This window comes from Pseudomonas sp. ICMP 3272, assembly GCF_001466905.1.
GTDB lineage: Bacteria > Pseudomonadota > Gammaproteobacteria > Pseudomonadales > Pseudomonadaceae > Aquipseudomonas > Aquipseudomonas amygdali.
Genome location: NZ_LKEK01000083.1, coordinates 1 through 14,650, shown reverse-complemented (window position 1 = coordinate 14,650; position 14,650 = coordinate 1). Strand labels below are relative to the sequence as shown.

3 protein-coding genes and 2 pseudogenes are annotated in these 14,650 nt (G+C 56.2%); 1 reads left to right on the top strand and 4 read right to left on the bottom strand.

Annotated features, from left to right (window positions below; genetic code table 11):
• The 4 genes and pseudogenes from AO068_RS22125 to AO068_RS22110 all read right to left on the bottom strand — a co-directional run.
• A pseudogene (locus AO068_RS22125) lies at positions 1-1,096 on the bottom strand (RHS repeat protein); the annotation flags it as partial.
• Positions 1,086-5,429, bottom strand: a complete 4,344-nt coding sequence (locus tag AO068_RS22120) for a SpvB/TcaC N-terminal domain-containing protein (protein ID WP_058409454.1) — start codon at positions 5,427-5,429, stop codon at positions 1,086-1,088. The pseudogene AO068_RS22125 and the gene AO068_RS22120, both read right to left, overlap by 11 nt.
• Before the next feature lie 19 nt (positions 5,430-5,448).
• A complete protein-coding gene (locus AO068_RS22115; RefSeq protein WP_058409453.1) occupies positions 5,449-10,287 on the bottom strand; it encodes a neuraminidase-like domain-containing protein in 4,839 nt (1,612 codons plus the stop codon).
• A gap of 38 nt (positions 10,288-10,325) precedes the next feature.
• Positions 10,326-13,268, bottom strand: coding sequence for a Tc toxin subunit A (locus AO068_RS22110; RefSeq protein ID WP_058409452.1), 2,943 nt, complete (start codon positions 13,266-13,268; stop codon positions 10,326-10,328).
• Positions 13,269-13,530: 262 nt separating this feature from the next.
• Here AO068_RS22110 and AO068_RS22105 point away from each other — a divergent pair.
• Positions 13,531-14,650, top strand: a pseudogene (locus AO068_RS22105) (RHS repeat protein); the annotation flags it as partial.

Genomic DNA, 14,650 nt, shown 5'->3' with positions numbered 1-14,650 from the left:
TCGAAACGGGTTGTAAACCGGGCAGCGCCGGACCATGGCTTGCCCCGTTTCTGACCTCCCGGCCTGTGGCTTCGATCAACTGGTACAACGTGTCGTAACGGTAACGGCTGATCGGTTCGATAAGCTGGTTGTCGCAATACCGGTCTGGTTGGGACGCATCGGTGACGAGCAGGATATTGCCCACCGGGTCATAGCTGTAATCGAGTTGCTGCAGCAACGTGCCGTCAGCAGAGGTCGCGCTCAGCCCGGTCAGCCTGCCGTCCTGCTGATCATAGGAATAAAGGCTGGCGACGCCATTGCCTGCTGTTTCCTGTTCAACCTGATTGAAGGCGTTGTAGTGAATGGCACTGACCAGTGTCTGCGAGTGCGTGCTGCCGTTCAGCGTCAGATCTGTGCTGTTCGACTGTCCGGCTACGTTATAAGCGGAGAGTTGGGTATTACCCTTGGCGTCGGTCTGCACAAGCGCTTCGCCCTGTGCGTTGAACGCCCAACGGGTCTGTAGTCCGACCGGCTCCAGCAGCGCATCGCGATCACGCTCGGCCGGTAGCCAGTCCGGTCCTTCGGCGACGAGCAGGAAATGTCGTGTATCGCTGAGTACCGAGCCATTCAGGCTGTAATCCTGCAGCAAGCGCGAGCCCGCCGTATCGTCATGGCGAATCAATTGATTGCATTGGTTGTGTGCCGCTGCATCTGCCTGGCCGTAGGTGAACCGCTCCACGCACCGATGCTGTTCGATGATCCTCGTCGGGCGTAGCAGCTGGTCGTACTCGAGCTGCCGCTCGGTGCCACGACCGTCCCAGCCGCCCAAAACCTGGCCCGCCTCGCCGAATAACATCAGTCGCCAGCCGGCATCGACACTCTCGGTGGCCAACGCGTTGCCGCCAAGGCTGTAGACAGTGCTCCGGTTGGCGTTGGCGAGGCGTGGATCAGTGGCGGCAATCATCCTGCCTGCCGGGTCGAAACGCTGCCTGGTAACTCTGATTGCTGCCGCTTGCGTGGCTTCGGCTCGATGTAAAAGGACTTGGCGCACGACCAGCCCACGAACCTCGGAAACGATCAATTCCGGCGTACGTGCATTTACCGCGCTACTGACCATGCCCGGCCGCCTTTCTTGCTGCCAGCACTTCCTCGGCCGTATCGTTTTCGTCCTCACTGATGGTGTACCAGACACGATAGGTCTGCCGGCGCATCCAGCCTTTGGCGGTAATGGTGATGGTCGGACGCCCCAGCGGGTCGTAGAACTGTTTGTCGACGATGTTTTGTGAGCGTATCGATGCGTCGTTCACATACCGATGACTGTTGGCGAAATATGGCCGGTAAACCCGCACTGCCAGGCCTTTATTGTTGTATTCCACCCGTTCACTGACACGCCAGCGCGGCGATGCATGGACAATTTTCGGTTGACCGTCGACCAGTTCGAGATTGCCCCAGTTATCGACAGAATAGGCGTCGCCGTCTTCCACTTTTTGGCGGGTTTGCAGGGTGCGACCGAAGCCGTCTATCGACGCCATGCTGATGCGGATTTGTGCGTCCTTATCTTCCGGGTAGCGGTCTGCAACCAAGGCAGCGGTTGCCAGCGGGATGTGAACCAGCCCCAGCGCCGTATTGCCATCGTAATAGAGCGCGCTGGCTTGTCTGTCCAGAGCGTATTCGGGTTGCAGCGCTATCTCGCTGGCCGAAGCCCAGTAATGTACGGTGCGATTGAGTGGAGGAAAGCCGACCGCCTCACCCAGTTCCGTGCCGTAAAAGCTGGTTGTCCATACCCTGCCGAAGGCGTCGTAATCGGCTTCCCGACTGTTTTGATTGGGGTCGATGATTCGTCTTGGTTGCAGCACACGATAATCATATTCAGCAGTGGTGACGCAGCCTGCCGGGTCGGTGATGCGAGTTGCGAACAGATCGTAGGCGTCGTATTCGACGAGACTCCAGCCATGACTGCGTGTAGGCCTGAACGTAGTGGGGTGAAAGAAGTGCTCTGGACCGGCGTAAATGGCAAAGCCGCGTTTTACCGACCACAGGTTCAAGCTGTCCGTCGGCAGAAAACTCGGCATTTGCTGATAGCCGATCTCGACGAGTTTTTTGGCCAGAGTGGCGCTGTCCATGACTCGCTCGTAGGCGCTCAGTGCGTGATCATCCAGTTCAGCCGTTTCAACGGCGTCAGCCAGCGCCTCAAAGGTCGCCTCGCCATCGCTGCAACCGATATAGCGTTGCACTGACAGGCTGGTGAGCGTACGTGGCAACGCTGCGAATGGACCGGACGGATCGACGAATTGCTCGTAGCTGATCTGCGCAGGCGTCAAGGCGCTTGCCGGAATGAGCATGGCATCGCCGCGTGTGCGGTAAGGCAGCCCCAGACGCCAGCTCTGCGGGCTGTCCAGGTGAATGGCTTCGGCGCGCATTTCATTCACGTAAAACTGTTGCTGGGCCTCGTCGTGTGATGCTTCCCACCATTGTTGCTGGTGAGGGTCCGCAAAGGGTGGTGCGTCCCCCGGTTTCTTGCGCCGCGCACAGTTGAAGCTGGCTGAGTGGAGCGTCGAACCGTAGCGGTCCCACGCCAGATTCAGGCTGTGTTCGCACATCGGATCGTCCAGTTCGTCGGCCTCGTAACGATAGGTGATGACTTCCAGACTGAGCGGCAGCATCGACGCGTAGGGTCGATGCGTGCTCAGTGCTTGCAGTTGGCGAACCAGATAGCGGTTTGATCGGGTCGAGTACAGCACTGTGGTTTTTTGACTGGCATCGAGCCCGAGGACTTCGTTGCGCAGTACAGAGCCGCTCAGCGCTCGTGCCATTTCCTGCAAGGTCGCGTCATCTGCGTCTGTGACGGGCAAATCGGTTCCGGTTGTTGGGTCGAGTCGGGACAACACATGCTCGCCGGGCAAGCGAGCAGCGAGGTCGCTGCGGTCATAGTCGGTGCAGGGTCTGGCAGGGTAGCGTCCTGTGTGGAACCAGGTCTTGTTCAATACCGGAGCGGTAAAATCCTCCTGATTCTGCGACGCCGTTTCGGTGTCGGTCTGCAGGAGCAGGCCGAAGCCGCGAAATTCACGTTCCCGAGGGTCATAGAAACCCTGCCGATAGCGGAACAGCTGGGTGAGCGTATTGCCAGTGACATTGTCCTGCATGGTTTGCCTGACAACCACATGAACCGGGAACGGCAATTCCGAGACAGCAACGCTGCCAGCGGCCCGCAGCTCGTTTTTTTCGTCCAGCCATTCCTGCGCCGAACTGCGATAGCTGACTTCTCCGGCAGCACCGAGGTTGTTGTCCGAGGCCTTCAGCAAATAAGGTTTGCGGACCGTGCCTGCCCGGTCGGCCGCGTAATAAAGGCTCCAGTGCCGGGGCGTCATGTGCGGTACGGTGAGTATCAGGCTAGAGAAACCCAGGCCCAGCAGGTCGACCGCACTGAACTGGCAGAGCCGGTCATAACGCACACCCTCCGGCCACAGCTGATCGAAGGCCGCAGCCAGGCCGTTCCCGCCCTGGTTCATGAAGACCTGAAAGCAATCGGTTTGCAGGTACAGCACGTCACTGGCACCTGAGCCATCCAGGTCGGCCAGCCGTACCCTGCTGGAATCGAAGCTTTCGTAGGTGTAAGGCAGGCTGGCGAAGAGCTGCCCTTTGCCGAATTGGCCACGCCCCAGGTTCGGCCAGACGCGGATTTCGTTGTGCCGGATCCGGATCAGGTGTTGTTGCCCTGTGCCCAGCAGGTCGCTGAACGCTACCAGTTCAGTGGGACTGTCGCTGAGCAATGGCAGGCGATCCTCGTCGTGAGGAATGTCCATTGCTGCGGCGAACCCATCGGCTCGACGGTTGGCATACAGGCGAACGCTGCGTGGGCCGATCAGGGCCAGATCGGACAGCCCGTCGCCGACCAGATCCGCCATCTGGCCTTGCGGGTGGAAAAACTCTGCAGGAAAAGCCGAGAACGTTGCGTAGTTCGACCAGCTTCGGTCAGGGTTGAGCGTGAAGAATCCGGCCATTCCCGGCTGGGCGACTACCCAGTCCAGCCGCCCGTCGCCAGTCAGATCTGTGAGGGTCTGACGAACCGGTGTGGCTGAATCAGCCGTCGGTATGCGGGGTAGCAATTCACAGGCTCCGTAGGCAACGGCGTCCGCTGAGCCAGCGGTATCACGGATCGGTTCGCGATATAGCCATGCCTTGTCGTCTCGATACAGAATGCCGGGCAAGCCGTCGCCGTAGAGGTCAACCAACTGGTATTGCTGGCCGTCATTCAGGCCGGCCATGGGCTCCAGCGGCGTATAGATGCCCCACTCAAGAGTGAAGTCGGTGTATTGAAACTGCACAGGGGGTTGTTGATCGACTCGCCGCCAGTCAGTGCCATCCCAGGCTTCTGAATGCGCCGCGCTCAGCAGGCTGTAGCCGAGCGCTGTCTGAAGGTGCTCCAGCAGCAGCCGTCGGTTCAGCAGCGGTGCTTCTCCGAGCTCGTTCGGGAAGTGATGGAACATCAGAACCTGCCGACACAGGCGCAGATTACCCAGCTCAAAACCATAGGCGAAACTTGAATGCGGATCACTGCGCACGGGCCAGGTAAATTGCTCGTCATATTCGGGGGGCGGGTCACTGCGGGTGTCGCGCTGGTCATAGTCGAATATCAGGTCGAAGTGCCACAGCAAACTATCCAGCGAACCTTCTTCCCACAGGTAAAGCACAGGATGTGCCTTGGCATTGCCGTAGCGAACCCTGCTCAGGTAGCGCTGGGCGCGGAAGTTTCTCGGGTGATTCTCTGGCAGGCCCTGATGGTCTTCGGGCTTGTATTCATAGAGGATGTGCTCGCCGACGGCATTCATGCTTTCATCCAGCAACCATTCGGCAACCCGGTTCATGTCTGCCGGGTCGGCAATACGCGACGAGGTCTTCCTGCCATAGAGGTTCAGGCTGCCGTCGGCGTCGTGAATCAGCCAGAAGCCGGGATCTGTGTTGTCCACGCGCCAATGCTCAATGCGCGCAAAGGCCCCTTCGACTCTGTTGAAGTAACGCACCACCTGATAAGTCGCCGTCAAATCATGACCGTTGTAGCTGCTGACCTGAGTCGAGACAAGCGCGCCGCTGTCGTCGCGTTCCGGCAGGCAGACATCGCCTGCGGGGCCGAAAATAAGATCATCGTCGTTGTAGCCCGGTACGCCCTTGCTGGCACGACGCGCGACTTTACCGATGTTCAGGTTCCAGCCAAGCCCGAACACGCCGTTACCAGAGGTGCTTTGATAACTCAGCGACAGGGCTGGCGCGTAGCCGCGTCCAAGGCTGATAGGCAGAGTGATTTCCAGTGACGCCGCGCCACTGGTACCCACGGATCCCCAGCCCTTGCCGATGCTTTGAATCGCGCCACCGCCTTTGGGTAATGACGGAGTGGCAACAGTCGGTTGCAGGGACGGCGGCGATTGATTCTGCGATTGCGATTGAGCTTCCATGGCCCTTGCTCCCTGTCGGTTAACGACTTTTCGCCGTGTAGCGCATGTGCACGATGATGTCAGTGATCGAGTCGATCATGTCGCGCTGCGATGCGGGGTTGGAAAAGCTCAGGGCCCAGCGAGAGATCGCACCGGTGCCCTCAAATGGCAGATAGCGCTCATCGTCAAAGTTGAAAACGAACAGTCCGTCATCGTCCACGCCGGTGGACAAGGCGATCTGCTGGCTGGCGCGCATGTTTTCCTTGAGCACCCCGTCAGCCTGAGCGTCCATCTGTACTGCGCTGTACGACTGGGTCAGCGTGGCGCGGATATCTTGATACGGCCCGACCGTGACCGGCAACGAAACGCTGATACGTTTGATGCGGCGCAGGTAGTGGTCCGGGTAATCCTCGTCAAGCATGGCTCGAGTGATTTCGAACTCGGCAATCCCTTTTTCCGCCAGGCGTTTGACCACTGCATCCCAGCCGTGATTCATCCCGGCATCATCCCCCTCGGTTATCGGCAGCTGGTGTACCGAAACCGTCTTGACGATCTCCATTTTGCGTTCGTTGCGGGTCACGTAAGCGGCATCCATGCGTAGCAGATTCAGTTTCAGGGCCTCGCCAGCAGTCAGGCCCCGCCAGGCATCCTTCCAGGCCGCGGGCTGGATGAAGGAGGCCGAGTAGTCGGCAATTTCATACTGCCAGCAGGCTTGCGTCGCCAGGCACAGTGAGAACGTGGCGTCATAGGCCTGGTAGTAGAAGGTCGAGAACTGCCCATTGAGCCATTGATACAGCTGGCTGTTGGTGAAGCGCTTGTTGAGAAATGCATAGACGGTCTCGGCCTGCTTTTTAGCATCCTCAGCCTGACGCAACTGTAACGCTGTGGCGCGGGTCTGGGCGTCGTGAACGGCGAGTTGCAGAGTGATCTGTTCGGACTCAAGCAGTGCCTGATCCCGTGCGTGTTCCCATTCCTGAAGACGACGACGGAAGCCCTCCGTACGCTCAAGCGCGTAGCCGATGGATGCAGAAAGTGTGGCCCTTGCTTGCGCGGCAATGGCGACCATCTCCGGCACACCTTCCAGACGAAAACCGCCGACAGCTCCACCCGCCGCAGCGCCGACAGCCATGCCGCCTGTAGCCCCGGCATGAAAACCTGCGTGGTTGGGCACTACCTTAAGGGCCGATGCTGCAGCATTAGCGGTTGATCCGACACCTTCGGCAACCCTTGCCGCAAGCTGCGCGCTGGCCGCTGCGACTTCGCCGGGGCTGACGTTCTCTTCCGCCAGTTGCGCGTAAAAACGGGTTCTTGCATCAACCACCGCCTTGCTGGCTTCCAGTGCCTTGCGTGTCTGAACTTCGATTTTCTGTGCTTCGAGCTGCAGATCGATAGCGTACTGGGCGAACTCCCAGACTTGCTGCTGTTGCAGCTCCATAAGCTGCCCTTGTTCCTTACGCTCGATGACCGACAGCAGCGTGAAGCCGAACTGGGTCAAGGTCTCGACGGCGGCGCTGGCTTTGGCAAACATGACCGGGTAGCGATAGTGCGGCGTTTCCTGCGCCAGCAGGCTGCCCGCACCGCCTTCGGTTGCGCCACTGGCATAGGCTGCGAGCAAGGCCCGTGGGTCCAGTGGCGCTGCAAACAGCGGTAACGACAAAGGCTTGCCGTCCAGGGTCAGGTTGTGGCGCAGGTTGTACAGACGCGTCTCAAGCATGTCCCAGTATTTGACCAGTTCTGAATTGATCGGAAGGATAAAATGTTCGTTGTCCTCTTCGGCCAGTGTCGGGTCGCTGCCGAAGGTGCTCAGGCGAAGGGGAGGCGGGCTGAATTTGACCGTTGCCTTGCCGTCTTTGGCGGTGGCGCTGGTACGTACCTGTTGTTCCTGCTTGACGAACTGCTGCTCGAAAGCTCGTAGCCCCGGGCTTGTAGATGCTGCAAGATCGCCCAGTGCAATGGGCGTCCACTGGCTGGTCAGTTTCATATCCGGGCGCGGCCCCAGCAGATCGAGAATACGCACGTACCAGAGCTTGGCCTCGCCGAGGCTGTCGGGGGTCAGTTGCCGGTAGGCCATGTCGCCCCGGTCAATCAGGTTCTTGATGTAATGGAAATACACCGCTTTCTGGTAGCGCACCGGATCGCTGGCGGCGATGCCATCCGGGTCAATGGGCGAGCGCAGAAAGTAATCCGGGTCTGGCTCTTCCACCAATGGCCGCACGTTCCAGTAAGCAGGTGCATTGCCGATCTTCTTGCGACCCGGATCGAAGATGAAACCGAGCCAGCGTTCTGCATCGGAGAAGCGCTGTTCCAGATTGAGTCGATGAGAAATCATGAACGGCAGGTGCAGAAACAGTTCCCAGAAGTACAGACCGTTGGCACCTTTGAAGTCCATCAGGTCAGGGATGTTGTCCTCATCGATAGGCGGCTCCTGCAACTGTTGGGTGTCCCAGGACAATAACGCTTCAAGTGCGATGTTGGCCTTGTTGATCAGCTCGCGGGCGAACAGGGTGTTCATGCGGATAGGGTCACGTTTATCGGTCGAGTCGTCGCTGAACAGGATGCTTGAGCTCGAGAAATCAATGTATTCCGCGATGCCTAAAAGCTGATCGACGCGCTTGCTGATTTTTGGCGCTATGGGATCTGTCCCGTCACTGGCTGCGAAGGCAAGTTCGATTTCTGTGGATTTAAGTGCATTACCGATAGTGTCGCCTGATGTGGCGTCCAATACGGCCACACCGTGCGTAATGTAGAAATTCTTTTTTTCTGGAACGAAAGCTGTGTCTTTCAGGTAGGGCAGCAACGTGGTTTTGTCGAATGGAAGAGTGACAGTATAAAGCGCGGGCGCACTTACACGCTCGGCAGGGGAACCGATTTCAAGATCGAGTTGGTTGTTGGAATAGGGGCTGCTCATGCTGGAAGGGTATCTGACGGCTTGCCGGTGAATGACTTTTTGCTCTCGAGTACCTTCGAGTGTAACAAGCGGCCCTGCCACAATGGCTGTTCCTGAAAAAACGGCAGAGCCACTTCTAGGTGACGCTGTTTTGTTTAGCTCTTCTGCAATGGCTGCATTTATATAACCTCCGCTAAGGCTGATGGGGGCGGAGTTCGATGCAGGGGCGTAAAAGAGAAAGTTATTAAAGTCATGGTTTGATAGAAAATTTTTAAGTTCTGGGGCAGCGGCCCCATTGACATCTGATAGGCTGAATATGCCAAGGGCTTCAGTGGCTATAATCAGGCTTGTGGAAAATATTGAGTCGTCCAAGAGCGCCCAATGATGTTCGTCGTAGGGTTTTGCATATAGGTCGAGGAGTACATATTTGTCCAGGAGCCAGTAAGTAATTCGCATGTGTAAGCTGGGGGCGTGAGTGGCGTCTATATCGGATGTGATATGTGTCGTTATTGTGATAGTCGAGCTTTTTTCGTCAACGACCGGGGCGGCAATTAATTGCATTTCACCTATTTTTTTTTGCAGGTTGTTGTAGTTCCAAGCGGGGTCGTCGGCATGGGCGGATTGTGTTTTAACCTTCAGTACCGTTATTACCACTCTCCAGGTAAACTGAAAATTCTCCTTATTTTTAAGTGCAAATGCCCAGCACGTTTTTCGCACTCTTGGTTGCTGAAGTTCTGGGTCATCATCATAGGCCATCGCTTCAACATGATTGTCCACGGGGAACGCTTGCCGCTTATTGAAATTTTTGTCGATAAATGCGGTGTGAAGGAACGTGTAGGTTGAACTCGATCCGTCAGCATCACCCTCAACCAGCGTCTCTCCCGCATACATGGCGATAAATAACGACTCCGGTGATGCAGAGACATCGTAAATAGCAATAGTGTTCAGGTCTCTTTCCAGATTGACTGGCTTATCTGCACGGGTGAATGCATTGGGTGTGGTCACGTCCATATAGATTTGCGGCGCGCTCCAGGAATCGTCATATTTCTTGTAGGAAATATTGAGTACCAGCCGCACGTTCGGTGTGATCACAGTGACAGGTGCTATGGACAGCGGTGGATTGACAGGGAAGCCGCCATTTGTATCGGGTGCTATCGTGCCGACAGGCAGCGTAACTTCCACCTCCTCGGTAACATGAATCAAGTCCACCCAAGCCACAAACAGTCGATTGTTGAAATATACCGGGCGGATGGTTCTTTCCAGTGTATTGGCATTGATACCGATCTCGGCCCGGTTCCAGTCCGACCAGGCGCCTGGCGTGGGATTATCGTATTTCGGCCCTTCAGTCCCTTCTTTGTAGGCGCGCTCATTCATGTCTACGGTGCGCCAGTAGTAAATATTCTCGGCTCGCGACTTGCCGATAAAGTAATATTTGCCTTCTGCAAATCGGTCACTGTCGATGTAACCATTGATAATGGTCAGGTTGGCGACCTCTTCAAAACTGGCAAGGTAGGACTTCACTGCTTCCTGGGTGGTGTCAATATTGATCCTGTTTTGATTGATGTCGTTTTCAAGTTGCGCGAAGTAGCTGGACTTTTTCAGCCGTAGTGCCGGAGAAATATAGATTTCCGGGTACAGCGCCAATTGCATATTGGCGGCCCAGATCGGGTATTGACTGCTGCGGTCGCGCCATTCGACAAACCGTGCCTCGGTAGGCAGCAGGGTGTCGTAGCCCGGCTCCATGCCCAGCAAGGTGCCATTGATGAGTTGTTGCAGGCTGCTGATTGCTGATGCGACATGGCTGGTCTGGACCTCATTGCCGACCTGATTGTCGAGCAGGAAAAACTCATACAGGTCATTGGCCGTTTTCAAACGCTGGTCCAGGCCCAGGCGACTGAGCAGTGGAGAGTTGGGTACAACTTCACTCAGGTAATAAGCCACCAGCGCATCACGAAAGGATTCGTTGATCCGGCTTTCCACGGTATTGGACATGATCAGGCCTCCATGGCATTGAACAGGTTAAGTGCAGATCAACGGTTGCCGGATATAACGGCTTCGCCTGTGGACTTCCACTGCGTGGCAGGACTGGTCACTGTCAGGTCCGTGGCCAACAGTAATTGTCCAGCCGAGAGCCCTGTGAGTTCACTGGCGCTGTGCATTCGGTTCAGCCAGTCCACCTCGTGCATGGAAGACGCGATTTCATCTGAAGCAGTGAGTAATACAGTCGCCGCCAGCACTTCGGACGACGTCCAGTGTGTGAGTGCTGCCAGCAGCGCAGCACAGTGCGCCTTGTCCTTTGAACCGCCATTCGCTTGTTTGAAATAATCGAGCAAAGCGTCTTCCGGGTGACCACTCTGGTCACGCCAGTTGCGATAGCGGTCCAGCAGGTACAGGCTGCTCAAAGAGAGAGGAAGCGGGCTGTCAAAACCTGTATGCAACCAGTGCGGGTTGATCAGAAACGTGCGCAGTGCCTGGGCACTCAGTCCTAACTGCTGATTAACTTCTGCATGGCGCATCAGTTCCGTCAGCTTTACTTCGGTGCCCTCCATGAGCGAGCCGAGAAACACGTCCACGCTACTGCCTGACCAGCGCAGTACCGGTTCGCAACGATCAAGTGGCAAACCCGCGACGGTTTGCATCAGACCTTCCATCAGGCGATGCTGGGTCAGGTAGCCGTTGAAGACGAACACTTCAAGTTTTGCGGCAAGTTCGCTCTTCAGCGAATCGCCAAGTCTAATAGAGGTGAGTTGTGTAAGGATTGCCTGACGGATACTGACAGCAGGCTCTTCATCCAACGGTTGGGCTACTACCAGCCCGTGTGAGTCGATCAGCGGCGCTATTACAGCCCACCATTCGATCACCGAGCCCTCGTCGTCATAGGTTGGAAGGTTCAGTGACGCAAGTTGTTGGTCAGTCAGTGCAACTGCAAGAGCGTCATCGGTCAACTGTTCAAGCTGACCGGCCAGCTCCTGCGATGTCGCTGGTTCGGTCATATCCACGCCCAATTGACGGCGCAGTGTGGCAACGTTCTGACCATAAGCCTTGAGCCAGGTAACGGCCCAGTCCAGTTGCATCAGGATATCGAGCACGTCGGGTTCGGCATCGCTGTCTGTCTCGGCCGGAGCGCTTCCCAGTCTGCCTTTCACAATGTTTGCCCGGTAAGGTTCACCGCCCAGCAGGTCGATCAGTGCCCGGCTATCCTGGACTGTCAGGCCGAACATCGAAGCAATACGGGTCTGGCGATACAGCGAAGAAACCATACTCAATTTGAGTTTGAAATCGGTACTTGTGCCTTCAAGCAGATCGCGAGTATCAACGACCAGCAGCCACAAGCCTTCCTGCGTACTGGATAAATGCAGGGCGGCGCTTAACTGCGCGCGAGCCTTGATATGCTCGCTACTTTCGTTATCCAGATAAAGGGGTGATCCGTTTAAAAACAACGGGGTGTCGAACAGGATCGGGTTGTTGAATACCCGGTCGAACAGAGGTAAGCGACCATCGCTTGCCTCGCCAGCCATGCAATGAACAAAACTGGCAAACTCTTCGGGCGTGAGGTTGTAATGTTTGCTCAAGTAACGGTAGACGCCCAGCGCGCGCAGTGTGTTTGCAGTCAGGACTCCCGGAGAGTTCGCATCACCTTCCGAACGAATGACCGCGATGATCAACGTATCCAGCGTTGTAAAAGGAATGTTCATCCAGCGTTGCAAACGAATCATGCGTTGCAGGCGGTCGAAGCGGTCCACGCTGGTGTTGGTCAGGCGTACGACACCATCGGCTTCCTTGAGCAGTTCCATTGCTGGCTCGACGGCTGGGCCATTGACGTATTCAGCACCGAATCGAGTCCCGATTGCAGCCGGGCTTTCATCGGGTGACGGCGTTGCGTCGGCGGTTTGCCCGGCCGACTGGATATTGGCTGAGCGGTAAGGGGTGTGACTGCCTGTGGCAAGAAGGGCTTCTACTGCGTCACTGTCGAGATCCGTTTTTGCCATGAAGATATCGAGGGTATTGAGCTGATTGCTGGCGCCGTCCACGTAAACAATGTTGTATTTTGTGTTGAAGAAACGGTTGATCGCCTCCGGCTCGGCTGCCACTGCAGGTTCAAGCGCGATTGCCTGTTGTTCAGGGCCTAAACCGCTCATCAGGGCCTGTGCGACGGCGCTGGATTGCTGCACTTTTCCAAAGTCATCAGTCGGCGTTGAAGTCGTCGGAACCTCAAGGCTGATGTGATAACTCAGCTCGCCCAGCGTCGGCTTTTTGCCTGCCAGCCCCAGCGTTATCTGTTGAAAGTGAAAGTTGTAAGGGAACATGAACGGATGCTGTTTTTCAGCGACCAGTTGGTAAAGAGACTTGTCCTTGTCCTCCGCCACGGTGTCCACGTAAGCCTCTATAGCTTTGCCCAACACCTGGTTGACTATCTGCAGCGTAGGAACCGGCGTGAACGTGCTTTGCTGATCGACAATCAGGTCTTTTAGGTCTGGGCGTCGTTCATCAAGCTTGATTCGGCTGGAATCGACAGAGCTGCCTTCCAGTTCTTCCAGCGCAAAACGATACAAGGATGTCAGGTATGCAACGGGCGAGTCCTTGGCCTCTATTGCTCCCACTTTGCAAAACAGATCCCAGTTCTCCTTGAACAGATTGGGGAAACTAGGACCGATCTCTACCAACGAGCGTACGCCCGAGCGCCGTGTCAGTTTCTGCGTACGGCCAGACGACACCAGTTGGTTGCGATAAAGCCGTACGATCTGCGTCGCATAACAGCGGGCATTTTCATAAGCAAGCGCCGCATTGGCGTCGCTGATTCGCGAGATATCACGGACAAAGGCTGACTTGGAGCGCCGCACGATATCGAAGACCGATTGAATGTTCAGCGTCGCGAGAGCGTCAGTGAAAGACAACTTGCCGTCCGTCCACTCGTGGGCGACCGCATCGGTTTTGGCTAGATTGTTCAGCAAGGAAAGGGGAGGTTTTGTCATGTTCGGCGCCTCATTAATCATGGCTCAAGCGTTGTTCAAAAGGCGGTCGTCGTCTACCTGATACAAATGACAGCTATTGCGCGAGAAGGGTTAAATATCCATAAAAAGCAATGCGTTATCTGCGATTCGTTTGCTTATGCCTTTTGGTAACAAGCCGGCTTTCGATAATCAATTTCGCTATTTCCATGGGTGCACAAACGGTGCTGATCGTTGTTGTGCTATAGCGAATAGCTGGGTTATCAAACATTCATGGATGAAAGCGATGAACTCGATTGTGCATAGCAATACGCCAATACTGGCGATCATTGACCCACGTGCGCTGGCTGTGCGTAACGTGCAGTTCTGTAGAAGTGTGGCCGGGCAGCTTCTTGACGCGCGGGTGACGCACCAGCGCTTTGACTGGTCAGGGCGACCGGTTGTGGGTCGTGATCCCCGTTTGTTCAGTCGTTCGGAAATCGAAGCCGGTATCCCGGCAAATCTGGTGGTCAGGTTTAGTCTGTCTGGAGCGGTTTTGCTGAACGAAAGCGTCGATTCGGGTTGGCGAATGAACCTGATTGGCGATGCGGGGCAGTTGCTTGAAAGCCGGGACGGGCGAGGCACGCTACGATGCATCGAATACGACCACTCGCTGCGTCCTTTATCAGTTACAGAGCAAGGACATGTTGTCGAGTGCCTGGGCTATGGAGCTGCGGACGTCGCTGAGCATAATCAATGTAATCAGCTGATTCGCCATGACGATACGGCAGGCTCGTGCTTGCTTGCGGACTATGGTCTGTCGGGTGGAGTTTTGAGTGAGAAACGGTATTTTCTGCAGTCGCCTGACAGCCCGGACTGGCCACTTGCCGAGCCTGATCGTGATGCACTGCTGGAGCCCGTCGGTTTGCAGACACGCTGGGCTTTCAACGCGCAGGGCGAAGTGTTGGTGCAGACTGATGCCAACGATAATTTCCATCGTTTCAGTCACGATTTGGCAGGGCAACTGCACGCTGTTGAACTGACCCTGGCCAATACCGAACAGCCGCAAACGCTGGTCAGTGCAATTCGCTACGACGCGTTCAGTCAGGTAGAGCAGGAGACGGCCGGTAATGGCGTCGTCAGTCATTATTCCTATGATCAACAGGACGGTCGGCTGACTCAACTCAGCGCGGTATCTGCTGATGGCTCTGTGTTGCAAAGGCTGAATTACAGCTATGACCCGGTGGGCAATGTTTTGCTCATCAACGATACTTCTCAGCCCGATCAATATTGCGACAACCAGCTTGTCGAACCGATCAGCCGTTACTGTTACGACACGTTGTACCAGTTGATCGAAGCCACAGGCCGGGAGGTCAGAAACGGGGCAAGCCATGGTCCGGCGCTGCCCGGTTTACAACCCGTTTCGA